Consider the following 23,121-nt stretch of genomic DNA (forward strand, 5'->3'; position numbering starts at 1 on the left):
GCGCTGCCCCCTGCCCGGAGCGGTGTCCTGAGGGACATAGGGGAACAGGCAGTTGGGGCGGGGTGCACGATCACAGAACGTATGCAACCCATTGCCGGTGCTTGCGTCAAGTGACGGGGGCAGTGGCGATCATGCCACTGCCCCCGTGCTGTTCATGCCACTTGACTGTTCATCAGATCGTGCCGCCGTCACCGGTGCCGAAGGAACCCCTGACCTCCGCGGGGTTGAGCTCCACCGCGTCATCGGCGCCGAGAACCGCGCCTGTGCTCTTCTTGCTGCGCCGCAGCCTGCCCTCCAGCCAGCTCGCGAAGCTGGTCAGGAGGAAGTTCAGCACGATGAAGATGATCGCCACCACAATGAAGCTCGGGATGACGTTGGCGTAATTGGCCGCGAGGGTGCTGCGCGCGTTGAGCAGCTCCGGGAACGTCAGCAGCGCGCCGCCCAGTGCGGTGTCCTTCACGATGACGACGAGCTGGCTGACGATGGCCGGCAGCATGGCGGTGACCGCCTGCGGGAGCAGGATGCTGGTCATCGTCTGGCCCTTGCGCAGACCGATCGCGTAGGCGGCCTCCGTCTGCCCCTTGGGCAGGGCGAGGATGCCCGCCCGTACGATCTCGGCGAGGACGGAGGCGTTGTAGAGCACCAGGCCGGTGACGACGGCGTACAGGGGCCGCTGGTCGCTGCTGATGCCCGTGGATCGCACGTAGAACTCGTTGGCGAACAGCATCAGCAGGAGTACCGGGATCGACCGGAAGAACTCGACCACCACACCTGCCGGGACCCGCACCCACCGGTGGTCGGACATGCGTGCGATGCCGAAGAACGCGCCCAGCGGGAGCGCGATGACCATGGAGAGCGCCGCGGCCTTCAGCGTGCTGCGGAGGCCCGGCAGTAGATACGTCGTCCAGGCTTCCGAAGTGGTGAACGGCTCCCATAGGGACCACTTCAGCTGGCCCTTGTCGTCCATCGTCCGCCATATCCACCAAAGGAGGAGGGCGAGCAGGACGACGAAGACCGCGGAGACGAACACATTGCGGCGCTTGGCCCGGGGGCCGGGGGCGTCGTAGAGAACGGAGGTCATCGCTTCACCGCCAGTCGCTTCCCCAGCCAGCCCAGGAAGAGGCCGGTGGGCAGGGTCAGTACCACGAAGCCGAACGCGAACACCGCGCCGATGGCCACCGTCTGGGCCTCGTTCTCGATCATGGACTTCATCAGGCTGGCCGCCTCGGCGACGCCGATCGCGGCCGCCACGGTCGTGTTCTTGGTCAGCGCGATCAGTACGTTGGCGAGTGGTCCGATCACCGAACGGAAGGCCTGCGGGAGGACGATGATCCGCAGGACCTGACTGAAGCTCAGCCCGATGGCGCGTGCCGCCTCGGCCTGCCCGACGGGCACGGTGTTGATACCGGAGCGCACCGCCTCGCAGACGAAGGCCGCGTGGTACGCCACGAGACCGAGCACCGCCAGCCGGAAGCCCTGGACCTTGAAGTCGTCGGACGCGCCCATCGTCACACCGAAGATGTCGGCGAGGCCGAGCGAGGAGAAGACGATGATGACGGTCAGGGGGATGTTCCGGACGATGTTCACATAGGCGGTGCCGAACCCGCGCATGAGCGGGACCGGGCTGACCCGCATCGCGGCGAGCACGGTGCCCAGGACGAGGGAGCCGACGGCGGAGAGGGCGGCGAGTTTCACCGTCGTCCAGAACGCCCCGAGGACGTCATAACCTTGCAGAAAGTCGAACACGATCTCCCGCGCTTCCGGGTGTGTGGCGTACGTGGAGGGCGCGGCGCGCCGCCGCCGTGATCGCGGCGGGCGGCGGCGCGCCGGTGGATCCCTGGGTTACTTGACGATGACGCCGATCTTCGGGGCCTGCTCGTTCTTGTAGTTGGCCGGGCCGAAGTTCTTGTCGACGGCCTTCTGCCAGGAGCCGTCGCTGACCATCTTCTCCAGCGCGGAGTTGATCTTGTTCACCGTCGCGGTGTCGCCCTTCTTGACACCGATGCCGTAGTTCTCGTTGCTCAGCTTCAGGCCGGCGAGCTTGAACTGACCCTTGTACTTGTCCTGGGCGGCGAAGCCCGCGAGGATCGAGTCGTCGGTGGTCACCGCGTCCACGGCGCCGCTCTGCAGGCCCGCGATGCACTCCGAGTAGCCGCTGTACTCACGCAGGTTGGCCTTCGGGGCGATCGTGTCGTGGATGTTCTGCGCCGAGGTGGAGCCGGTCACGGAACACAGCTTCTTGCCGTTGAGGTCCGTGGCCTTGGAGATGTCCGAGTTGGCCTTGACCAGCAGGTCCTGGTGGGCCAGCAGGTAGGGGCCGGCGAAGTCGACCTTCTGCTTGCGCTCGTCGGTGATCGAGTACGTGGCCGCGATGAACTTCACGTCGCCGCGGGCCAGCGCGTTCTCACGGTCGGCGCTCTTGGTCTCGACGAACTCGATCTGGTTGGGCTTGTAGCCGAGCTGCTTGGCCACGTACGTCGCCACGTCCACATCGAAGCCGGAGAAGGAACCGTTCGGCTCCTTCAGGCCGAGGCCGGGCTGGTCGTACTTGATGCCGACCTTGATCTTGCCGCCTCCGCTGGAACTGGAGCCGGAGTCCTTGTTGTCGCCCCCACACGCGGTCGCGGTCAGGGAGAGGACGAGGGCGGTGGCGGCGAAAACGGTGACCTTGCGGAGCTTCATGGTGAACATCCTTTGACTGGTGAAGAGATGCGGGCCCGTCAGGGGCGGGTGACGCAGGTCGTCAGAGACGCGATGGGGTCGTCAGTGGTGCAGGATCTTCGACAGGAAGTCCTTGGCCCGGTCGCTGCGGGGATTGCTGAAGAACTGGTCCGGCACAGCCTCTTCGACGATCCGACCGTCGGCCATGAAGACCACTCGGTTGGCAGCCGAACGAGCGAAGCCCATCTCATGGGTGACGACGATCATGGTCATGCCGTCACGCGCGAGCTGCTGCATGACCTCGAGGACCTCGTTGATCATCTCGGGGTCCAGCGCCGAGGTCGGCTCGTCGAAGAGCATGACCTTGGGGTCCATCGCCAGTGCTCGCGCGATCGCGACGCGCTGCTGCTGGCCGCCCGACAGCTGAGCGGGGTACTTGTCCGCCTGATTGGCGAGGCCGACGCGGTCGAGCAGCGCGCGGGCCTTCTCCTCGGCGGCCTTCTTGTCGATCTTGCGGACCTTGATCTGTCCCAGCATCACGTTGTCGAGCACCGTCTTGTGCGCGAAGAGGTTGAAGGACTGGAAGACCATGCCCACGTCGGCCCGCAGCCGGGCGAGCGCCTTGCCCTCCGCGGGCAGCGGCTTGCCGTCGATCGAGATGTCGCCCGAGTCGATCGTCTCCAGGCGGTTGATGGTGCGGCACAGGGTGGACTTCCCGGACCCGGAGGGTCCGATGACCACGACGACCTCGCCACGGGCGATCGTCAGGTCGATGTCCTGGAGCACGTGCAACGCGCCGAAGTGCTTGTTGACGCTCTTCAGGACGACCAGTTCGTCGGTCGCGGCCACAGCGTCCTTGGCCACCGATACTTCGGTCATCGCTCTTTGGCTCCGTCCTCCTCGGTTTCGGAGGACAGTAGTGACCCCGTACGACCAGCGTCATTACATCTGAGGGGAACTTGAGCATCACGATCCGGTAGCAATCGGACACGTGTCGTGGCAGTCGTCCGTGACCGCGTACCGGCTGGGTAACGGAAGCCCTCCGCAACCTGAAGCCTCTTGACGCCATCCTTGTTCTTCGGCGTGACTTCCATGGTGCACGCGCGCGTGCACCGCGTCTACAAGCCGAGACCGTACGACCGATGAACCGGAGGGGGCCGAAATGCGACTGCTCCTCATCGAGGACGACAACCATGTCGCCGCCGCCCTGTCCGCGGTGCTGGCGCGGCACGGCTTCGACGTCACGCATGCCCGCAGCGGCGAGGAAGCCCTGCAGGCGCTGGTCCCGGAGAGCGACGGTTTCGGTGTCGTCCTGCTCGACCTCGGCCTGCCCGACCAGGACGGCTACGAGGTCTGCGGAAAGATCCGCAAGCGGACCAGTACCCCGGTGATCATGGTCACCGCGCGCGCGGACGTACGCTCCCGGATCCACGGCCTCAACCTCGGCGCCGACGACTACGTGGTGAAGCCGTACGACACGGGGGAGCTGCTCGCCCGTATCCACGCCGTCAGCCGGCGCAGCGTCCCCGACGACGCCGCGGCCCCCGGCGACACCGCGCTGAAGCTCGGCCCCGTGCACATCGAGCTCCCCAACCGTCAGGTCACCGTCCACGGTTTGGTTGTCCAACTGACCCGCAAGGAGTTCGACCTTCTCGCGCTGCTGGCCCAGCGCCCCGGAGTCGTGTTCCGCCGGGAACAGATCATCAGCGAGGTATGGCGCACCAGTTGGGAGGGGACCGGACGCACCCTGGAGGTGCATGTCGCGTCCCTGCGCTCCAAACTGCGCATGCCGGCGCTGATCGAGACCGTGCGCGGCGTCGGGTACCGGCTCGTCGCCCCTGCGGCATAGCGGGCACGGGTGCGCACTCGCCTTCTCCCCCTGCTCATCGTCCTGATGGCCGCCGTGCTGCTCGCGCTCGGCCTGCCGCTCGCCGTGAGTGTCGCGGCCGCTCAGCAGCAGCGGGTGGTCGTCGACCGCATCGACGACACGGCGCGCTTTGCGGCCCTCGCCCAGTTCGTCACCGATTCGCCGACCGGCTCCCAGACGAACAACACGGACGAACGCAGCGAGACCCTGAACAAGGAACTCGCCCGCTACTACGGCGTGTACGGCATACGGGCCGGCGTCTTCTACCGCAACGACAGGCCCATGGCCAACGCCCCGACGAACTGGTTCCTGCCCAAGACCGGTGAAGGGCGCGACGCTTTCAACGAGGCGCTCTTCAGCCGCCGCAGCCATGACCCCGAGCAGGTCTGGCCCTGGCAGCGCCATCGTCTCGTCGTGGCCTCCCCGGTCATCAGGGACGGCGACGTCATCGCCGTCGTCGTCACCGACTCGCCCACCGGGCAGATGCGTTCGAAGACCCTGCGCGGCTGGCTGCTCATCGGCGCGGGCGAGATCGCCGCGATGCTCATCGCCCTCGGCGCCGCGCTGCGCCTCACTGGCTGGGTGCTCAGACCCGTACGCGTCCTCGACGCCACCACCCACGACATCGCGACCGGACGCCTGAAGTCCCGGGTCGCGGCCGCCGGCGGTCCGCCGGAACTCCGGCGCCTGGCCCGGTCGTTCAACGAGATGGCGGACAACGTCGAAGAAGTGCTGGAGCAGCAGCGCGCCTTCGTCGCCGACGCCTCGCACCAGCTGCGCAACCCGCTCTCGGCGCTGCTGCTGCGCATCGAGCTGCTCGCCCTGGAACTGCCGGAGGGAAATGAGGAGATCGCCTCGGTCCGTACCGAGGGCAAGCGCCTCGCCCAGGTCCTCGACGACCTCCTCGACCTGGCGCTCGCCGAGCACGCCGAGGCGGATCTGCGGCTCACCGATATCGGCGCGCTGACGGCCGAGCGCGTGTCGTCCTGGCAGCCGCTCGCCGAGAACAAGGGCGTACGGCTGGCCGGGAGCTGCCCGGCCACCACCGCCTGGGCCGACCCGGTCACGCTGTCCAGCGCCCTGGACGCGGTCATCGACAACGCGCTGAAGTTCACGCCCGAGGGGGAGAGCGTCGAGGTGAAGGTCGCCTCGAACGGCGAGGTCTCGACCGTCGTGGTCACCGACGGCGGCCCCGGCCTCAGCGACGAGGACCTGGCCCGCATCGGCGACCGCTTCTGGCGCAGCGCGGGGCATCAGAACATCAAGGGCTCGGGCCTCGGTCTGTCCATCTCACGCGTGCTGCTCACGGCGGGTGGCGGCTCCATCGCGTACGCCCATCACGAGCCGCACGGCCTGCGGGTGACGGTGACGGTGCCGAGGACGGGGCCGGCCTCCTGAGCCCCTCGTCGGGGAGCGACCACGAGGTGCGAGCGGCTACGGCTTGATCGACCGGTAGTAGCGTCGCGCGCCCTCGTGCAGCGGCAGCGGATCGGTGTAGATGGCCGTGCGCAGATCCACCAACTGCGCCGCGTGCACCACGGCGCCGATGTGGTCGCGACTGGCGATCACGGTGCGGGTGAGCTCCTCGGTGAGCTTCGCGTCCGCGTCCTCCCGTGTGATCAGGTAGTTGGCGACGGCCAGCGTCTGCACCGACAAGCCGCGCTCCGCCCTGGGGTAGGCGTCGGCGGGCATCACGGCGGCCCGGTAGTAGCGCGAGGCGCCGCCCTGCTCGTGCAGCTTCTTGATGAGGTCGCCGCCGATCGACACGAGCCTGATGTCGTAGGTCTTCGAGAGCTCCAGCACCGCACTCGTCGGCAGGCCGCCGGACCAGAAGAAGGCGTCGATCTTGTGTCGCTTGAGAAGGTCGGGCATGGTCGCGATGCCGTCGGCCCGCGGCTCGATGTCGCTTTCGGGGTCGAGCCCGGCCGCCTGGAGCACATGGTTGGCTATCAGCCGCACCCCGGAACCACTCGGTCCCACGGCGACCGTCCTGCCCCGCAGGTCCGCCACGGATTTCACGGACGACGAGCGCGGGACCACCAGGTGCACATAGTCGTCGTAAAGCCGGGCGCAGCCGCGCAGCCGGCCCGCTCCCGGCTTGTTCTCGAGTATGTACGTCTCCACCGCGTCGGCCGCCGCGAAGGTGAAGTCGGCCTTCCCTGTCGCCACACGCCGTATGTTCTCCTGCGACCCGTCGCTGTTCAGCAGCCGTACGTCCACGCGCGGCATGTCCTTGGCGATGGCGCCCTGAAGGAGCGTGCCGTACTTCTCGTAGACCCCGGTCGGCGTGCCCGTGCTGAACGTGATCGTCCCGCTGGGCGACTCCTCGCCCGGCAGCAGCCACCACAGCAGCAGCCCGAAGACCGCGAAAGCGGCCGCCGAGCCGAGCAGCGCGCGGCGCCGGCCGATACGGGGGAGTGCCTGGAGCATGCGCGCGATCCTGCCAGCTAGGGGGCGGTCCTGACCAGGGCGGGCTCATCGACCGGGGTCGCCGTCCTCGCCGGGGGACCTCGGTGGATCGATAGGGTCGGCGGATGCAGCCCTCTCCCGCCTCGCTGGTCCGTGCATTCCACCTCGCTTTCGGCCTCGACGCCCGCACCGTGCCGACAGAGGTCTCCTCGGAGCTGGCGGCCCACCGCGGCGAACTGCTCGCCGAGGAGGCCGCCGAAGTCGCCGAGGTCTCGGTCACCGGCCCACTCGACCGGCTGGCGCACGAACTGGCCGACGTCGTGTACGTGGCTTACGGGACGGCGCTCGTCCACGGGATCGACCTCGACGCGGTGATCGCCGAGGTCCACAGCTCCAATATGACGAAACTGGGCCCCGACGGCGGGGTCGTCCGCAGGGCCGACGGCAAGGTCCTCAAGGGGGATCACTACCGTGCCCCGGACGTCTCGGAGGTCCTGCGGCGCCAGGGCTGGAGTGCGGCGGACGCGTAGCACCGAGTCGCTGTCGCGGTTGTCGCCTCCTCGCCGCCGCTCTCGGCTGTCGCGCTGCACTCGGCCAACGCGCTGCGGGACCAGCCGGAGACGCCTCCACCGCTCTTCGACATCGACACAATGGGCGTGCGCCGACGCGTACGGACCGGGCTCGGCCATGTCGTCGAAGCCACTCCCGTGCCGCCCGCCGGCGATCTCGACGGCCTTGGACCTGCTGGTCCTGCCCGCGCTCGCCGAGCGGCGCCCCTACGCCCTCGTCGCCCTTGTCGCGTCCACGGAACACCGGGCGGCTCGGAATCTCCTCGCGCGGGTGCGCGCAACGGGTCGCGCTGGCCTCGTCCTGCACCGGCACGTTTCTGCTCGCCGAGTCGGGCGTGCTCGACGGGCGGCGGGCCACCACCAGTTGGTGGCTCGCGCCTGTCTTCCGCAGCTGCTACCCCGCCGTCAGCGTCGACGACACCCGCATGGTCACGACCTGCGACGGCATCACCACGGCGGGCGCCGCCTTCAGTCACGTCGACCGCGCCCTCGCGATCGTGTGCGCGCACAGTCCTGCGCTGGCGGACGTGGTCCGTCGCTTCCTCGTCATCGACGATCGCCCGTCCCGGGCGGCGTACACGATTCCGAGCGCGCCGGCGGCGTACGACCCGATCGTGTCGTCCTTCGACCAGTGGGTCCGCGCCCGCCTCGCCGACCCGCTGTCCATCGCCGCAGCCGCGCGCGACCTCGGGGTGAGCGAGCGCACGCTTCAGCGCGCGGTCGGCCGGACCCTGGGCCGCTCACCGATCCGCTTCGTCCAGGACCTCTGTGTCGAGCGGGCCCGGCACCTCCTGACCACCACCGACCTGCCCATGACCACGGTGGCCCGCCGCGTCGGCTACGAGAATCCCGGCGCCCTGCGCGCCCTGCTGCGGGACCCGGTCGGCGCGACGGCGCGCTCACTACCGGGGTGAGTCCGCACCGGGACAGGACCCCCTCCCGCTACCGCCTACCCTTGTCACATGAGCAGCGGCGACCGGAGTCAGGCAGTGGACGTTCAGCAATCCAAGACGTACGAAGTGCGCACCTACGGGTGCCAGATGAACGTCCATGACTCCGAACGGCTCTCCGGGCTCCTCGAAGACGCCGGTTACGTGCGCGCCCCCGAGGGTTCGGACGGCGACGCGGACGTGGTCGTCTTCAACACCTGCGCCGTACGGGAGAACGCCGACAACCGGCTGTACGGCAACCTCGGCCGCCTCGCCCCGATGAAGACGAAGCGCCCCGGGATGCAGATCGCCGTCGGTGGCTGTCTCGCGCAGAAGGACCGCGACACCATCGTGAAGAAGGCGCCCTGGGTGGACGTCGTCTTCGGGACGCACAACATCGGCAAGCTGCCGGTCCTCCTGGAGCGCGCCCGCGTGCAGGAAGAGGCGCAGGTCGAGATCGCCGAGTCGCTCGAGGCGTTCCCGTCGACGCTGCCGACCCGCCGCGAGAGTGCGTACGCCGCCTGGGTCTCCATCTCGGTCGGCTGCAACAACACCTGCACCTTCTGCATCGTCCCCGCGCTGCGCGGCAAGGAGAAGGACCGCAGGACCGGCGACATCCTGGCCGAGATCGAGGCCCTGGTCGGCGAGGGCGTCTCCGAGATCACGCTACTCGGGCAGAACGTCAACGCGTACGGGAGCGACATCGGCGACCGCGAGGCCTTCAGCAAGCTGCTGCGGGCCTGCGGGCAGATCGAGGGCCTGGAGCGCGTCCGCTTCACTTCGCCGCACCCGCGCGACTTCACGGACGACGTGATCGCCGCCATGGCCGAGACACCGACTGTGATGCCGCAGCTCCACATGCCGCTCCAGTCCGGCTCCGACACCGTCCTGAAGGCGATGCGTCGCTCGTACCGCCAGGACCGCTACCTGGGCATCATCGAGAAGGTCCGGGCGGCCATCCCGCACGCCGCCATCACCACCGACATCATCGTGGGCTTCCCCGGCGAGACCGAGGAGGACTTCGAGCAGACGATGCACGTGGTCCGCGAGGCCCGCTTCACTCAGGCGTTCACCTTCCAGTACTCCAAACGCCCCGGAACGCCGGCGGCCACCATGGAGGGGCAGATCCCCAAGGAGGTCGTCCAGGCGCGCTACGAGCGTCTCGTCGCCCTCCAGGAGGAGATCTCCTGGGACGAGAACAAGAAGCAGGTCGGCCGCACCCTGGAGCTGATGGTCGCCGAGGGCGAGGGCCGCAAGGACGGGGCCACGCACCGTCTCTCCGGCCGCGCGCCCGACAATCGCCTGGTCCACTTCACCCAGCCCGACGAAGAGGTGCGCCCCGGCGACGTGGTCACCGTCGAGATCACGTACGCCGCCCCGCACCACCTGCTCGCCGAGGGCGCGGTCCTGAACGTGCGCCGCACGCGCGCGGGGGATGCCTGGGAGAAGCGCAACGCCGCCGAGGCGGCGAAGCCTGCGGGCGTCATGCTGGGGTTGCCGAAGATCGGGGCTCCGGAGCCGCTGCCGGTGGCCACGGGCAGCGGGTGCGGCTGCGACTGACCGGGGCGAGCGTTGACGACGGGGGACGGGCGAACGGCTCGCTGGGCACTGCTGCTGGACAAGCCACCCGGTGAGGGGCCGTTGCGCAGGCAGTACGAACTGATGGCGACGGTCGACGGCACGCACGAGGAGGCCGTGGCACGGTTCGGCGAGTTCGTACGGCTGTACCGCCCCAAGCACCCGCTGTACCCGGTGCGGATACGGCGGTACCGCACCGGTGACGGCTGGATGCTCATCGGCGACGGCTCGGCCGGCGGCGTGTTCACGTACCACTTCATGCTCACCGAGCTGGAGTGGGACTCGGGACAGATCACCTACTGAGCGCGTTACGCTGCCGATCATGCTTGTAGCCGCCGCAGTCTGCCCCTGTCCGCCGCTGCTCGTCCCCCAGGTCGCCGCCGGTGCGGCGCCCGAGCTGGATGCCGCGCGCGCGGCGTGCACGGACGCACTGGGCGTGCTCGCCGCCTCCCGCCCCGACCTGCTGGTCGTCGTGGGCCCCACCGAGCAGAGCGGGCGCGGGCCGCACTCGGAAGGCACCCGGGGCTCGTTCCGCGGATTCGGTGTCGATCTCGACGTACGCCTCGGGGGAGACAGGCCGGGGCCAGGGGCAGCGGAGCGTTCGGCACGTGAGCTTCCGCCTTCGCTCGCTGTCGCCGCGTGGCTGCTGGAACGGACGGGTTGGTCCGACGCGCCTGTCGAAGGTCTCGGGGTGGGGGAACCTCTCGAGGCCGAGCGGTGTATCCAAGTCGGAGGGGAAATCGGTGGCCGGGCCGAGAGGGTGGCACTGCTGGTGATGGGCGACGCCAGCGCGTGCCGGACGCTCAAGGCACCGGGCTATCTCGACGAGCGCGCCGCGGGCTTCGACGCGGAGATCGCGCGTGCGCTGGGCGCGGCGGACGTGGCGGCCCTCGAGGCGCTGGACGCCGAACTGGCGCAAGAGCTGAAGGTCTCGGGGCGAGCCCCCTGGCAGGTCCTCGCGGGCGCGGCCGAGGGCGCGGGGCTGGGCGGCGCGCTGCTCTACGACGATGCGCCGTACGGGGTGGGGTATCTGGTAGCGGCCTGGTCGTAGCGGGCCTTCTCAGACAGTTGCGGCTCCTTGGGCCGTACGGGCGGCGACACGTCCCTGCGCGGGCTGTGCCGTCTTGGGCGTTACCGGCCCGAATGCGGCACTGGCCGGACTCGGCCGTCCTGGGCCTCACCGGCCCGAATGCCGCTATGAGCGGACTGGGCACCGGGAGCCTGAACACGGCCCGGAGCGGACTCGACCCTTGGGACTGCAGGAACCTGAACACGGCGGACGGCCGGGAGCCCTGTGGGCTCCGCAGCCGTCCGCCGATGTGTGTCGCTCAGGAAGCGGGAGGCGTTGGCGCGTCCGGCGGGGGCGTGGCGCCGTCACTGTCCTTGTGCGCGAGTCGGTCCATGGCGCCCTTCGCCTTGCCCGTGCCCGTCTGGATCTTGTCGCTGTACTTGTGCTTGGTCTTCTCGTCGACCACCTTCGCGGCCTTGTCGAGACCGTGAGTGACCTTGTCCCCGTGCTGCTGCGCGAGGTCCGACACCTTGTCCTTGGCAGGCGCCAGCTTGGCCTTGAGATTGTCCAGGAGACCCATGGTTCACCTTCCCTCGCGGGGCAGTTACTTGCGGGCGCCCTCACCGGCCTCGTTGTCGGCGGCCTTCTCGGCGGTCTGCTGCTGGGGGATGTCGACGTCCTCCGCGGTGGCGGCCTCGGTGGTCTCCTCCGCCGTCGCCTCGCCCTCGGTCGGGGACGAACCCTTCGCTTGCTCCGCCACCTCCGCCTCGGTCTCGGCCGTCTGTGTATCGGCCTGCGCCTCGGCGGTTGACGCCTCCTCCGTAGCCTTCGACCTCCGGAGAAGTCGTGCAAAAACGCCCATATCCACTCCATACGTTACTCGTGAGGGCGAAATCCCGCGTCACCCAGTGCGTCCCATTGCGTCGCCCGGGTCACCGGTCCTCGAAAACCGGCGGCTGGAACCTCGCAACAGGCAACGACGCCGGACGCGTGGCGTCACGTAACTCGTTCGAGGAGAGGGTGTGGGGTTTGCGAGACTGGGACAGTGAGTAGCGCACCCCCCGCCCCCCGGGTCATCGCAGTCGTCGGACCGACCGCGGCAGGAAAGTCCGATCTGGGCGTTTTCCTCGCCCAACGTCTCGTAGGAGAGGTCGTCAACGCCGACTCCATGCAGTTGTACCGAGGGATGGACATCGGCACCGCCAAGCTGACGCCCGAGGAGCGCGGAGGGATCGCGCACCACCTCCTGGACATCTGGGACGTGACGGTCACGGCCAGCGTCGCCGAGTACCAGCGGCTCGCCCGCGCCCGCATCGACGCGCTGCTCGCCGAGGGCCGCTGGCCGATCCTGGTGGGCGGCTCCGGGCTGTACGTTCGTGGGGCTGTCGACAACCTGGAGTTCCCCGGTACGGACCCCGAGGTACGGGCCCGACTGGAGGAGGAGCTCACGCTGCGCGGCTCCGGCGCACTGCACGCGCGTCTGGCGATGGCGGACCCCGAGGCCGCCCACGCGATCCTGCCGAGCAACGGCCGTCGTATCGTCCGCGCCCTCGAAGTCATCGAGATCACCGGCAAGCCCTTCACCGCGAACCTCCCGGGCCACGACTCGGTGTACGACACCCTCCAGATCGGCGTCGACGTCGCGCGCCCCGAACTCGACGAGCGCATCGCGCGCCGGGTCGACCGGATGTGGACGGCGGGGCTCGTCGACGAGGTGCGCGCCCTTGAGGCGCAGGGCTTGCGTGAGGGGCGCACGGCAGCACGTGCGCTCGGGTATCAGCAGGTCCTCGCGGCGCTCGCGGGGGAGTGCACCGAGGAAGAGGCGCGCGCCGAGACCGTACGCGCCACCAAGCGCTTCGCGCGCCGCCAGGATTCGTGGTTCCGGCGCGACCCTCGGGTGCATTGGCTCAGTGGGGCTGAGGCGGATCTCACGGAACTCCCGGAGCTTGCAATGGCCTTGGTCGAACGACCGGTTACAGCCTGATCACGTCATGGCATCGGGACGCTCCGGCCGTCATCCCGGCCTCCGGTGGCGTGCCATCATCGAGCTTCGATCGACCAGTGAAGTCCGAGTTGGGAGGGCGCGTGGCGATGGAGGCCGGCCCTCGCGACACTGCACGAGACGCTGAGCACGGTGCCGATCCGGACGGAGATCGTCTGGGTATCGATCCGGGCGACGAGACAGGTCTGGGCAGGGAGCGTCTGAGCTCGGACGGACCCGAGGACACCCCGGGCGGGGTGACCGCCGACGGCCCCGGGCCCGGCGAGATGTCCCCGGGACCCGAGGTCGAGGTCGAGCTGCGCCCGCAGCGCCGGCTGCGCATCTGGCAGCTCGCGCCGATCGTGACGCTGGCCGCGACAGGCTCGCTGATGTTCGCCTTCCCGCTGGCCTTCGAGTTCGGTGACGGCGGTGCCGTGGTCGCCATGCTCGGCCTGCTGATCTGCTCGTGCGCCGCGGGCTGGGGCATGATGGCGGCCCGCCGCGTCGGCTACACCTGGCCGGGGTTCCCGCAGCGTGGCTCCGGCCGCCGCCCGGACTGGCGCGTGGTGATCGCGTACGTCGTGGTGGTCGCGGCGGTGGCGGTGCTCGCCGTGTGGCGCGTGGCCCGGCTGCGCTGACTCCGAGGCGCGCTGTGGCTGTGCCGACTCCGAGGCCCGGCCCGGCTGCGCCGACCCGGAGGCAGGGCCCGGCCGTGCATCCCCTTCCTCCAGGCCCACCCCGTCCTCCTGGCCGTGCTCCGCAGACGCCCCCACGTGGGCCGGAGTGTCGTACCGACCCCGTACGATCGAGGAATGAGCACGCGGATCGCCTTCCTCAAGGGCCACGGGACCGAGAACGACTTCGTGATCATCCCGGACCCGGAGAATGTCATCGACCTGCCCCCGACCGCGGTCGCGGCCCTTTGCGACCGTCGTGCGGGCGTCGGCGGTGACGGTCTGCTGCATGTCGTACGGTCCGCCGCGCACCCCGAGGCCAGGGAGATGGCGGCCGAGGCGGAGTGGTTCATGGACTATCGCAACGGCGATGGCTCGATCGCGGAGATGTGCGGCAATGGAGTCCGTGTGTTCGCGCACTACCTCCAGCGTGCCGGTCATGTGGCCGAAGGGGACATCGCGATCGCCACGCGTGGGGGCGTGAAGAGCGTGCGCCTCGCCAAGGAAGGTGACGTGACGGTCGGCATGGGCAAGGCGCTCCTCCCCGAAGGGGACGTCACTGTGAGTGTCGGGGAGCGCAGCTGGCCCGCGCTCAACGTCAACATGGGCAACCCGCACGCCGTCGCCTTCGTGGACGACCTTGCGCATGCCGGTGACCTTTTCACGCCGCCACCGTTCAGCCCGGCGTCGGCGTACCCGGACGGGGTCAATGTCGAGTTCGTGGCCGACCGGGGTCCGCGTCATGTGGCCCTGCGTGTCCATGAGCGCGGCGCCGGAGAGACCCGCTCGTGCGGCACGGGCGCGTGCGCCGTGGCTGTCGCCGCGGCCCGCCGCGACGGCACCGACCCGGCCATGACCGGGGCTCCGGCGACATACATCGTCGACGTACCCGGCGGGCGCCTGGTGATCACCGAGCGCGCGGACGGCGAGATCGAGATGACGGGGCCCGCGGTGATCGTCGCCGAGGGCGAGATCGACGCGGAGTGGCTCGACACCGCGCGCCACTGAGCGTTCCCGCGGGTACGGCGCCGCGCTCCTGAACGTTGCCGGCATATCGCGCCGAGCAGCGCGCTGGCGCTGCGCTCCCGCGCGCTCCTGAGCGTTGCCGGCATGTGCCGCCGCGCACTTCTGAGCCTCCGGGAGACGCGGCGCCGCGTCTCCCGGCCCACGACGCGCCCAACCAGTGCGCCTCGGGTTTGACGCTGTGCAACCGTGAGCCTTTCCGGCACAGCACCCCGCTTCCCCTGTCTGGAGCCAGAAGACGGACCCCGCCTCTTCCAAAAATTCGAAACCGTAAACCCCTGATCCTTCGCTCGAATGGGTGATCCGTTTCACGCTCGGCGAGAGGCGGTCAACCGGGCGTGGTGGGCTCGGTAGCATCAAGCACCGGCCCGGACGGGGGATCGATGCCATCCCCTGAGCCGTGTACGCCATGGGGCACCCGTCCGCCGGTCTACGCAGCCGGAGGTGCCCATGAGTGCGGAGGCGACGAATCCCGCGACGCCAGGTCCTGCCACGCCCTCCCCCAAGCTCTCGGGCTCGCGCGAGCAGGGGGTGGTACCCCCAGCGCACCGCAGGAAGGGCCTTCCGCGGATCGATCTGCGCCGCCTGGGCCGGGCCGCGCTGCTCGGCCCCGCGGCTCGCGACCGGCTGCCCGACGCGATCGGCCATGTGGTCGACGCCCATCGCGCTCATCACCCCGACGCGGACCTGGAGCCACTGCGCCGGGCGTACGTCCTGGCCGAGTCCTCGCATCGCGGCCAGATGCGCAAGAGCGGCGAGCCGTACATCACGCACCCGCTCGCTGTGACGCTGATCCTCGCCGAACTCGGCGCGGAGACCACGACGTTGACGGCATCCCTGCTCCACGACACCGTCGAGGACACGGAAGTGACGCTCGATCAGGTGCGGCAGGAGTTCGGCGACGAGGTCTGCTACCTGGTGGACGGCGTCACCAAGCTGGAGAAGGTCGACTACGGGGCCGCCGCCGAGCCGGAAACGTTCCGCAAGATGCTGGTCGCGACGGGCAACGACGTTCGCGTGATGTCGATCAAACTCGCGGACCGGCTGCACAACATGCGGACCCTCGGCGTCATGCGCCCCGAGAAACAGGCGCGCATCGCCAAGGTGACCCGGGACGTCCTGATCCCACTCGCCGAACGGCTCGGCGTCCAGGCGCTCAAGACCGAGCTGGAAGACCTCGTCTTCGCGATCCTGCACCCCGAGGAGTACGAGCACACCCGGGAGCTGATCGCCGACAGCGCGGCACGCGGGGACGATCCACTCGCGGAGATCGCCGAGGAGGTGCGCGCGGTCCTGCGCGACGCCGGGATCCAGGCCGAAGTCCTCATAAGGTCACGCCACTTCGTCTCCGTGCACCGCGTGTCGCGCAAACGCGGCCCCATGCGCGGTGCCGACTTCGGAAGGCTCCTGGTGCTCGTGAACGAGGACGCCGACTGCTACGGAGTCCTCGGTGAACTGCACACCTGTCTCACTCCGGTGGTCTCGGAGTTCAAGGACTTCATCGCGGTCCCCAAGTTCAACCTGTACCAGTCGCTGCACACAGCTGTCGCGCGCGGTGACGGCGAGGTCGCCGAAGTCCTCATCCGCACCCACCAGATGCACAAGGTCGCCGAGGCCGGCGTCATCGCGCTCGGCAATCCCTACGCTCCTCCTTCGGAGGAGCAGGCGGACGGCGACGGGGGACGCCCCTTCGACGGCGAGCGCGCCGACCCCACTCGTCCGGGCTGGCTCTCCAGGCTCCTCGACTGGCAGGAAGGTGCCCCGGACCCGGACACGTTCTGGTCCACACTGCGCGAAGACCTCGCCCAGGACCGCGAGATCACCGTCTTCCGTGCCGACGGCGGCGCGTTGGGCCTTCCCGAGGGCGCCAGTTGTGTCGACGCGGCGTACGCGCAGTACGGCGAGGACGCGCACGCCTGCATCGGCGCCCGCGTCAACGGCCGTTTGGCGACGCTGAGTACGGTCCTGCAGGACGGCGACACCGTGCAGCTCCTCATGGGCCAGGACCCTGCCTCCGAGCCCTCCAGGGAGTGGCTGGAGCACGCGCACACGCCCGCCGCGCGGATCGCCATCCAGCGCTGGATGGCCGCGCATCCCTCACCCAGCGGCGCGGAGACTCCGGAGGCCCCCGCCGCGACTCCTCGGCCGACAGTCGACGTGCGCGCCGCGCGGCCCGCGGCGAATGCCGTCGTCGACCAGACCGGCGCGACCGTACGGCTCGCGGGCTGCTGTACGCCCGTACCGCCCGACGAGGTGACCGGCTTCGCCGTGCGCGGGGGAGTGGTGACGGTCCACCGCGTGGAGTGCGCCGGAGTGGCGCGCATGAAGAGTGGGGGGCGCCCGGAGGTCGGCGTGCGCTGGGGTGACAGCACCGAGTGCCGCGTCACGCTGGTCGCCGAGTCCTTCGGGCGCCCGCATCTGCTCGCCGACCTCACCGAAGTCATCGCCCTTGAGGGCGTCGCCATCGTCTCGGCGACCGTCGAACCCCCCAGCCAGCAGCGTGTACGCCACACATACACACTCCAACTCCCGGACGCAGCACACCTTCCCGGGCTGATGCGGGCCATGCGCAATGTGCCGGGGGTGTACGACGTGAGCCGGGCGCAGCATCAGGCGGCGGCGCAATAGGCCTTCCCGGGCCTCCCTGTCGACCCGTTGGCCCCCCTGCCCACCCGTTCGGGTGGGCTCGGCGCGAGTCGTCACTGCGGGACGGGCGCGCGCTGGTAGCGGTGGTCCATGCTGCGCACCCTCCGCCCAAGGCCCCCACGATCCCGGCACCGCCGTATCAAGGCGGCCCTCCTCGCCTCGGCCGTCTCGGTCTGCCTGATCGCCGCGAGCGCCCCCGACCCGGCCGCGCCCCTCGGTGTCGGTGACCGCCTCTTCCCACACCTGGGTAACCCCGGGTACGACGTCGAGTCGTACGACCTCGCCTTCACCTATCCCGGCACCAACAGCAAGCCGCTCGCCGCCGTCACCACCATCGACGCCGTGACGTCCTCCCGGCTCGAACGCATCAATCTCGACTTCGCGCGCGGAACGGTGGGATCCGTCCAGGTCAACGGGGCGCCCGCGACGTTCACGCGCGCCGGTGAGGACCTGGTGGTGACGCCTGAGGAGCCGGTGCTCGCCGGCAGCTGGATGCGCATCACCGTGCGCCACACCAGCGACCCGGTCGCCGCCAAGGGCCAGGACGGCGGTTGGGTCCAGACCCAGGACGGGCTCGCGATGGCCAACCAGGCCGACGCCGCGCACCTGGTCTTCCCGTGCAATGACCATCCCTCCGACAAGGCGATGTTCACCATCCACGTGACCGCGCCCAGCGGGTACACGGCCGTGGCCAACGGACTGCCGGCCGGAGCGGAACGTTCCCGCCGGTCCACCACCTGGACGTATCGCACCGAGCACCCCATGGCCACCGAACTGGCCCAGGTGTCCATCGGACGCTCCACCGTGCTGCACCGGACCGGGCCGCACGGTCTGCCCGTACGCGATGTGCTGCCCACCAAGGACCGCGAGCAGCTTGAACCGTGGCTCAAGAAGACGCCCGACCAGATCGCCTGGATGGAGGGGAAGGTCGGCCGGTACCCCTTCGAGACCTACGGGCTGCTGATGGCCCAGGCCCAGACCGGCTTCGAACTGGAGACACAAACGCTCTCTCTCTTCGAGAGAGGGCTCTTCACCGAGCCCGCGTACCCGAAGTGGTACGTCGAGTCGATCATGGTGCACGAGCTGTCGCACCAGTGGTTCGGCGACAGCGTCAGCCCGCGTACCTGGTCCGACGTGTGGCTCAACGAGGGGCACGCCACCTGGTACGAGGCTCTGTACGCCGAGGAGAAGGCGCACAAGCCCATGGAGGAGCGTATGAAGGCGGCCTACCGCGCGTCCGACTCCTGGCGGGCGGCAGGAGGACCGCCCGCGGCGCCGAAGGGCCCCAAGCCGGGCCAGAAGATCAGTATCTTCCGGCCGAACGTCTACGACGGCGCGGCGCTGGCCCTGTACGCGCTGCGCCAGGAGATCGGGCGCTCCGCCTTCGAACGCCTGGAGCGGACCTGGGCGAGTGTCCACCGCGACGGTGCAGCCTCGACGGCCGACTTCGTGGACCTTGCTTCCGCCGTCGCCGTCCGCGATCTGAGCGGGTTCTTCCAGGCGTGGTTGTACGGCGAGAAGACGCCGCCGATGCCGGGGCACCCGGGCTGGAAGAGCGACCCTCCGAAAGCGCGAAAGGGCTCCTGACGAGCGTGTACAGGCCGCTGATAACTCGCGTGACGAGACGGGCCGTGCCGTGCGACCATCTTCAGGTCGGCGGCGCGGCGGCCCCTCGGAGGGTTGGTCCGGCGGAATCCGGGAATCTCCCGGAAGCCTCGGACGTTATCGCCTGTGACGGGTGGCATCCGTCGCCGCAGTGCTGTTCCCCATCGACGTAAGGATCCAATGACCTCCTCTTCTTCCCCTTCCCAGGACGCGCAGAGCTTCGCGCAGAACTACCCCGAAGGTCTTCGGGCCGATGCCCTGATGGAAGAGGACGTCGCCTGGAGCCACGAGATCGACGGACAGCGGGACGGCGAGCAGTTCGACCGCTCCGAGCGTGCGGCGCTGCGCCGTGTGGCGGGCCTCTCCACCGAGCTCGAGGACGTCACCGAGGTCGAGTACCGACAGCTCCGCCTGGAGCGTGTGGTGCTCGTCGGTGTCTGGACCACGGGAACCATTCAGGACGCGGACAACTCGCTCGCCGAGCTGGCAGCCCTCGCGGAGACCGCGGGAGCGCTCGTCCTCGACGGCGTCGTCCAGCGCCGCGACAAGCCCGACGCGGCCACGTACATCGGATCCGGCAAGGCCTATGAGCTGCGGGACATCGTCCTGGAGACCGGGGCCGACACCGTGATCTGCGACGGCGAGCTGAGCCCCGGCCAGCTGATCCACCTCGAAGACGTGGTCAAGGTCAAGGTCATCGACCGTACGGCCCTGATCCTCGACATCTTCGCCCAGCACGCCAAGTCCCGAGAGGGCAAGGCACAGGTCGCGCTCGCGCAGATGCAGTACATGCTGCCGAGGCTGCGTGGCTGGGGTCAGTCGTTGTCCCGTCAGATGGGCGGCGGCAAGGGCGGCGGCCTCGCCACCCGTGGTCCCGGTGAGACCAAGATCGAGACGGACCGGCGCCGTATCCGCGAGAAGATGGCGAAGATGCGCCGGGAGATCGCGGCCATGAAGACGGGCCGCGAGATCAAGCGCCAGGAGCGCCGACGCAACAAGGTGCCTTCGGTCGCCATCGCCGGTTATACCAACGCGGGCAAGTCCTCCCTGCTCAACCGCCTCACAGGCGCGGGCGTGCTGGTCGAGAACGCGCTGTTCGCGACCCTGGACCCGACCGTCCGCCGGGCCGAGACCCCGAGCGGGCGGCTGTACACGCTGGCCGACACGGTCGGTTTCGTACGCCACCTGCCGCACCACCTGGTGGAGGCCTTCCGCTCCACCATGGAGGAGGTCGGCGACTCCGACCTGATCCTGCACGTGGTGGACGGTTCGCATCCGGCGCCGGAGGAGCAGCTGGCCGCCGTGCGCGAGGTGATCAGGGACGTCGGTGCCACCGCCGTACCGGAGATCGTCGTGATCAACAAGGCGGACGCGGCCGACCCGCTGGTGCTCCAGCGGCTGATGCGGATCGAGAAGCGCTCCATCGCGGTCTCTGCCCGTACCGGCCAGGGCATCGACGAGCTGCTCGCGCTCATCGACAACGAGCTGCCGCGGCCCTCCGTCGAGATCGAGGCGCTGGTGCCGTACACGCACGGCAAGCTGGTCGCCCGTGCCCACACCGAGGGCGAGGTGATCTCCGAGGAGCACACCCCGGAGGGCACGCTGCTCAAGGTGCGGGTGCACGAGGAACTGGCGGCGGATCTGGCGCCGTACGTTCCGGCGCCGGCGCTCCGGTAGCGACACACGTACGCACTGGTACGCATGAGGAAGGCCCGCCCCCTGTCCCAGGGGGCGGGCCTTCCTCATGCCGTACGTGGACGGTGCCTACTGGCCGCCGCACTCCTTGCTCATGTTCTCGTAGAGCGCCTCGGCGCCGCCCTTGCCCAGCTGCGGTGCCGCCAGCCAGGTGTTGTCGGACGGGCCGATCGACGTGTTCGAGACGAGCTTCGTCTCGCCGTCGACGACACGGCACCAGCCGCCGCCGGACGAACCGCCCGTCATGGTGCACCGTATGCGGTACATCGTCGGCAGGGTCGGGTCCAGCGAGAGGCGGCCCGGCTTGTCGACGCACTTGAACATGCTCAGACCGCTGTACGGCGGCGCGGCCGGGTAGCCCCAGGCGCCCATCTCGCCGACGTCCTGGGCGGACGGTGCGGAGAAGTCCACGTCCAGCGCGTTGCCGACCGTCTCCTCGAGCGACTTGCTGCCCTGCTCCGGCTTCACGTGCAGCACGGTGTAGTCCTACGGGGCGCCCGCGCCGCCCGTCTCGTCGCCGCCCGAGATCCACTCGTTGGAGGTGGCGGCCCAGTCCGCCCACCACTGGCCGTACGGGGCGATCTCCGACGCCGTGGCGTTGCCCAGCTCGGATTCGGATTTCCCCTGGTCGTTGTAGGACGGGACGAACGCGATGTTGCGGTACCAGCCGCCGCTGCCGCCGGCGTGCACACAGTGGCCCGCGGTCCACACGAGGTTGGACTTGCCGGGGTGGTTCACGTCCTTGATGACCGTGCCGGAGCAGACCATCGAGCCCTCGGGGGAGTCGAAGAAGACCTTCCCGACCGGAGCGGCGTAGTCGTGGTACGGGGTCTTCTCGGCCTTCGCCTCGACCGGCTCCGGGTCGCTGACGCCCTGGTCGGCCGCCGCGTCCTTCGCGGAGAGCATCTTGTCATGTGCTTGTCAGGTGCGCTCGGCTCTCCGTGAAACCCGCCCGGACACGACACCCCACTATGCCTGCGCAGTTGGAGACGAACGGCGGTGGGCCGGTGAAGGTTCCTGGGCGCAGGCCCACCGCCGTCTGTCCGAACCCGGTTACGTCGCGCGCATCACTGTCCGGCGAACTTCTTGCTCACCGAGTCGTACACACCCTTGGCCACATCACCCAGGCGCGGGCCTGCCAGCCAGCCGAACTCGACCGGTCCGATCGAGGTGTTGGACACCAGCGCGGGCTTGCCGTCCGACCCCGTGGCCACCCAGCCGCCACCGGACGAGCCACCGGTCATGGTGCACCCGATGCGATACATCGTCGGGTCGGACTGCGCCACCGACAACCGTCCCGGCTTGTCCGTGCACTGGAACAGCTTCTGACCGTCGAAAGGCGCCGCGGCCGGGTAGCCGGTCGCCGTGATGCTCGACACCTTGGGCACGGCAGGAGCGTTGAAGTTCACCGGAAGCGCCGAACCGACCGTCTCCTCCAGCGACTTGCCGCCGCTGCCCTTCTCTGGCGTCACGTGCAGCACGGCGAAGTCGTACGGGGCTCCCTGGCCGCCCGTGGAACCGCCCTGCTCGATCCACTGGTCCGAGGTCTGCGCCCAGTCGCTCCACCAGACGCCGTACGGAGCGACTTCCTGGCGGGTGGCCTTCTCCAGCTGGGCGGCCGGCTTACCGGAGTCGTTGTACGAGGGCACGAAGGCGATGTTGCGGTACCAGCCGCCCTTCTTGCCGGCATGCACACAGTGGCCCGCGGTCCATACGAGGTTGGACTTGCCCGGGTGCGCCGGGTCCTCGACCACCGTCGCCGAGCAGACCATCGTCCCCTCAGGAGAATCGAAGAACACCTTGCCGGCCTCGGGCACATTGGCGTGGTACGCCGTCTTCACGGCCTGCGCGGTCACGGGCGCCGGCTCGGGGTCGGTGACGCCCTGGTCACCGGAGAGGTCGTTGTCGTCGACGCCCTTGTTCTTGTCCGGGTCGTCGGCGCCGCGCATCCGATCCGGGTCCCACAGCCCCTTGATGATCGGGTTGACGAAGTCGTCGGCCTCGCGCAGCCAGTCGTCCTTGTTCCAGTTCTTCCAGGCGCCTTTCTTCCACTTGTCGATGTCGATCCCGTGCTGCTTGAGCTTGTTCTTGATGTCGTCCGGGATCTTGATCTTGTCGTCGCCGCTCTGGGCGGCGGACGCGGTGGGCCCACCGCTCGCCTTGTCGTCGCCCGAGTTGCAGGCGGTGGCGGTCAGCGCCAGCGCCGCCGTGAGGCCGACGGCGGCCAGCACGGGGGAGGTTCTGCGGCGCGCGCTCCTCCCTCGGCGAGCGGCGAAGGGCGGGCGTATCGATCGCATGGTGTAACTCCCCCTGGAGGTAAGAGAACTGTGCGCTTGCGGGCGCCGATCAGCCTCCCTCATCGGTACGGCTGAACGGCACCAAAGACTATGCGGTCGCTGTGGGGGACATCCGACGGAACGGCAACGGTTCCGTCACGGCAAAGATCTTCGACTCACCCGCTTCCCCACGCGGTCC

21 protein-coding genes and 1 pseudogene are annotated in these 23,121 nt (G+C 69.4%); 13 read left to right on the forward strand and 9 right to left on the reverse strand.

From position 1 onward, the window contains the following. Positions 1 to 172 precede the first annotated feature (172 nt). The 4 genes from OG390_RS37665 to OG390_RS37680 form a co-directional block, all read right to left on the reverse strand. A complete protein-coding gene (locus tag OG390_RS37665; RefSeq protein ID WP_406174163.1) occupies positions 173 to 1,081 on the reverse strand; it encodes an amino acid ABC transporter permease in 909 nt (302 codons plus the stop codon). Then, positions 1,078 to 1,746, reverse strand: coding sequence for an amino acid ABC transporter permease (locus OG390_RS37670; RefSeq protein ID WP_399084065.1), 669 nt, complete (start codon positions 1,744 to 1,746; stop codon positions 1,078 to 1,080). Before OG390_RS37670 ends, OG390_RS37665 begins: the two co-directional genes overlap by 4 nt. Positions 1,747 to 1,842: 96 nt before the next feature. After that, positions 1,843 to 2,682 carry a glutamate ABC transporter substrate-binding protein gene (locus tag OG390_RS37675; RefSeq protein WP_406174166.1) on the reverse strand — a complete coding sequence of 280 codons (840 nt, stop codon included), beginning with the start codon at positions 2,680 to 2,682 and terminating at the stop codon, positions 1,843 to 1,845. Between the two features lie 81 nt (positions 2,683 to 2,763). Beyond that, positions 2,764 to 3,540: an amino acid ABC transporter ATP-binding protein gene (locus OG390_RS37680; RefSeq protein ID WP_406174168.1), complete on the reverse strand. Its 777-nt coding sequence runs from the start codon at positions 3,538 to 3,540 to the stop codon at positions 2,764 to 2,766. Positions 3,541 to 3,823: 283 nt separating this feature from the next. On the opposite strand from OG390_RS37680, the gene OG390_RS37685 reads away from it, so the two are divergent. Both OG390_RS37685 and OG390_RS37690 read left to right on the forward strand, forming a co-directional pair. After that, entirely contained in the window at positions 3,824 to 4,510 is a 687-nt protein-coding gene (locus OG390_RS37685) for a response regulator transcription factor (protein ID WP_406174169.1), read from the forward strand. Positions 4,511 to 4,519: 9 nt separating this feature from the next. Then, entirely contained in the window at positions 4,520 to 5,926 is a 1,407-nt protein-coding gene (locus OG390_RS37690) for a sensor histidine kinase (protein WP_406174171.1), read from the forward strand. A 36-nt stretch (positions 5,927 to 5,962) separates the two neighbouring features. On the opposite strand, the gene OG390_RS37695 is transcribed toward OG390_RS37690, so the two are convergent. Next, complete coding sequence (locus tag OG390_RS37695; protein WP_406174173.1) at positions 5,963 to 6,958, reverse strand: TAXI family TRAP transporter solute-binding subunit; 996 nt, start codon at positions 6,956 to 6,958, stop codon at positions 5,963 to 5,965. A gap of 104 nt (positions 6,959 to 7,062) precedes the next feature. Between OG390_RS37695 and OG390_RS37700 the strand changes: the two genes are divergently transcribed. The 5 genes from OG390_RS37700 to OG390_RS37720 all read left to right on the forward strand — a co-directional run bounded on the left by OG390_RS37700 (position 7,063) and on the right by OG390_RS37720 (position 11,064). After that, positions 7,063 to 7,467, forward strand: a complete 405-nt coding sequence (locus OG390_RS37700; RefSeq protein WP_406174175.1) for a MazG nucleotide pyrophosphohydrolase domain-containing protein — start codon at positions 7,063 to 7,065, stop codon at positions 7,465 to 7,467. A gap of 263 nt (positions 7,468 to 7,730) precedes the next feature. After that, positions 7,731 to 8,420, forward strand: a complete 690-nt coding sequence (locus OG390_RS37705) for a GlxA family transcriptional regulator (protein WP_406174177.1) — start codon at positions 7,731 to 7,733, stop codon at positions 8,418 to 8,420. Positions 8,421 to 8,468: 48 nt separating this feature from the next. Next, entirely contained in the window at positions 8,469 to 9,995 is a 1,527-nt protein-coding gene (miaB, locus tag OG390_RS37710; protein ID WP_406174178.1) for a tRNA (N6-isopentenyl adenosine(37)-C2)-methylthiotransferase MiaB, read from the forward strand. A 12-nt stretch (positions 9,996 to 10,007) separates the two neighbouring features. Then, complete coding sequence (locus OG390_RS37715) at positions 10,008 to 10,316, forward strand: hypothetical protein (protein ID WP_406174180.1); 309 nt, start codon at positions 10,008 to 10,010, stop codon at positions 10,314 to 10,316. Positions 10,317 to 10,335: 19 nt separating this feature from the next. After that, the gene (locus tag OG390_RS37720) at positions 10,336 to 11,064 is read left to right on the forward strand and encodes a class III extradiol dioxygenase subunit B-like domain-containing protein (RefSeq protein WP_406174182.1); all 729 of its coding nucleotides are present in this window, start codon (positions 10,336 to 10,338) and stop codon (positions 11,062 to 11,064) included. 277 nt (positions 11,065 to 11,341) lie between these two features. Here the strand turns inward: OG390_RS37720 and OG390_RS37725 are convergent, their stop codons facing one another. Both OG390_RS37725 and OG390_RS37730 read right to left on the reverse strand, forming a co-directional pair. Further along, complete coding sequence (locus OG390_RS37725) at positions 11,342 to 11,602, reverse strand: antitoxin (protein WP_406174184.1); 261 nt, start codon at positions 11,600 to 11,602, stop codon at positions 11,342 to 11,344. Positions 11,603 to 11,626: 24 nt separating this feature from the next. Then, on the reverse strand, positions 11,627 to 11,782 hold the full coding sequence (locus tag OG390_RS37730; protein ID WP_406174185.1) for a gliding motility protein: 156 nt from the start codon (positions 11,780 to 11,782) through the stop codon (positions 11,627 to 11,629). Between the two features lie 285 nt (positions 11,783 to 12,067). Here OG390_RS37730 and miaA point away from each other — a divergent pair, with 285 nt between their 5' ends. The 6 genes from miaA (at position 12,068) to hflX (ending at position 20,628) form a co-directional block, all read left to right on the forward strand. Next, entirely contained in the window at positions 12,068 to 13,006 is a 939-nt protein-coding gene (miaA, locus tag OG390_RS37735) for a tRNA (adenosine(37)-N6)-dimethylallyltransferase MiaA (RefSeq protein ID WP_406174187.1), read from the forward strand. A gap of 107 nt (positions 13,007 to 13,113) precedes the next feature. Next, positions 13,114 to 13,641 (forward strand): hypothetical protein, encoded by a 528-nt coding sequence (locus OG390_RS37740; RefSeq protein ID WP_406178090.1) that lies wholly within the window; start codon positions 13,114 to 13,116, stop codon positions 13,639 to 13,641. Between the two features lie 174 nt (positions 13,642 to 13,815). After that, positions 13,816 to 14,685 carry a diaminopimelate epimerase gene (dapF, locus tag OG390_RS37745; RefSeq protein ID WP_406174189.1) on the forward strand — a complete coding sequence of 290 codons (870 nt, stop codon included), beginning with the start codon at positions 13,816 to 13,818 and terminating at the stop codon, positions 14,683 to 14,685. Positions 14,686 to 15,150: 465 nt separating this feature from the next. Then, the gene (locus tag OG390_RS37750; RefSeq protein ID WP_406174191.1) at positions 15,151 to 17,328 is read left to right on the forward strand and encodes a RelA/SpoT family protein; all 2,178 of its coding nucleotides are present in this window, start codon (positions 15,151 to 15,153) and stop codon (positions 17,326 to 17,328) included. A gap of 108 nt (positions 17,329 to 17,436) precedes the next feature. After that, positions 17,437 to 18,933 (forward strand): M1 family metallopeptidase, encoded by a 1,497-nt coding sequence (locus tag OG390_RS37755; protein ID WP_406174192.1) that lies wholly within the window; start codon positions 17,437 to 17,439, stop codon positions 18,931 to 18,933. A gap of 198 nt (positions 18,934 to 19,131) precedes the next feature. Further along, entirely contained in the window at positions 19,132 to 20,628 is a 1,497-nt protein-coding gene (hflX, locus tag OG390_RS37760; RefSeq protein WP_406174194.1) for a GTPase HflX, read from the forward strand. A gap of 87 nt (positions 20,629 to 20,715) precedes the next feature. Here hflX and OG390_RS37765 read toward each other — a convergent pair. Together OG390_RS37765 and OG390_RS37770 are read right to left on the reverse strand one after the other, a co-directional pair. Further along, positions 20,716 to 21,558: pseudogene (locus OG390_RS37765) on the reverse strand (trypsin-like serine peptidase); the annotation flags it as partial. Positions 21,559 to 21,713: 155 nt separating this feature from the next. After that, a complete protein-coding gene (locus OG390_RS37770) occupies positions 21,714 to 22,943 on the reverse strand; it encodes a trypsin-like serine peptidase (RefSeq protein ID WP_406174195.1) in 1,230 nt (409 codons plus the stop codon). Positions 22,944 to 23,121: the final 178 nt, after the last annotated feature.

The organism is Streptomyces sp. NBC_00996 (assembly GCF_045162675.1).
In the GTDB taxonomy this organism is placed as follows: domain Bacteria; phylum Actinomycetota; class Actinomycetes; order Streptomycetales; family Streptomycetaceae; genus Streptomyces.

What these genes read in the sequence shown, in the direction of transcription:
- OG390_RS37665 (WP_406174163.1), bottom strand. Translation starts at nt 1,081, where the DNA reads ATGACCTCCGTTCTCTACGACGCCCCCGGCCCCCGGGCCAAGCGCCGC.
- OG390_RS37675 (WP_406174166.1), bottom strand. Translation starts at nt 2,682, where the DNA reads ATGAAGCTCCGCAAGGTCACCGTTTTCGCCGCCACCGCCCTCGTCCTC.
- OG390_RS37680 (WP_406174168.1), bottom strand. Translation starts at nt 3,540, where the DNA reads ATGACCGAAGTATCGGTGGCCAAGGACGCTGTGGCCGCGACCGACGAA.
- OG390_RS37685 (WP_406174169.1), top strand. Translation starts at nt 3,824, where the DNA reads ATGCGACTGCTCCTCATCGAGGACGACAACCATGTCGCCGCCGCCCTG.
- OG390_RS37695 (WP_406174173.1), bottom strand. Translation starts at nt 6,958, where the DNA reads ATGCTCCAGGCACTCCCCCGTATCGGCCGGCGCCGCGCGCTGCTCGGC.
- OG390_RS37700 (WP_406174175.1), top strand. Translation starts at nt 7,063, where the DNA reads ATGCAGCCCTCTCCCGCCTCGCTGGTCCGTGCATTCCACCTCGCTTTC.
- miaB (WP_406174178.1), top strand. Translation starts at nt 8,469, where the DNA reads ATGAGCAGCGGCGACCGGAGTCAGGCAGTGGACGTTCAGCAATCCAAG.
- OG390_RS37720 (WP_406174182.1), top strand. Translation starts at nt 10,336, where the DNA reads ATGCTTGTAGCCGCCGCAGTCTGCCCCTGTCCGCCGCTGCTCGTCCCC.
- OG390_RS37725 (WP_406174184.1), bottom strand. Translation starts at nt 11,602, where the DNA reads ATGGGTCTCCTGGACAATCTCAAGGCCAAGCTGGCGCCTGCCAAGGAC.
- OG390_RS37740 (WP_406178090.1), top strand. Translation starts at nt 13,114, where the DNA reads ATGGAGGCCGGCCCTCGCGACACTGCACGAGACGCTGAGCACGGTGCC.
- dapF (WP_406174189.1), top strand. Translation starts at nt 13,816, where the DNA reads ATGAGCACGCGGATCGCCTTCCTCAAGGGCCACGGGACCGAGAACGAC.
- OG390_RS37750 (WP_406174191.1), top strand. Translation starts at nt 15,151, where the DNA reads ATGAGTGCGGAGGCGACGAATCCCGCGACGCCAGGTCCTGCCACGCCC.
- OG390_RS37755 (WP_406174192.1), top strand. Translation starts at nt 17,437, where the DNA reads ATGCTGCGCACCCTCCGCCCAAGGCCCCCACGATCCCGGCACCGCCGT.
- hflX (WP_406174194.1), top strand. Translation starts at nt 19,132, where the DNA reads ATGACCTCCTCTTCTTCCCCTTCCCAGGACGCGCAGAGCTTCGCGCAG.
- OG390_RS37770 (WP_406174195.1), bottom strand. Translation starts at nt 22,943, where the DNA reads ATGCGATCGATACGCCCGCCCTTCGCCGCTCGCCGAGGGAGGAGCGCG.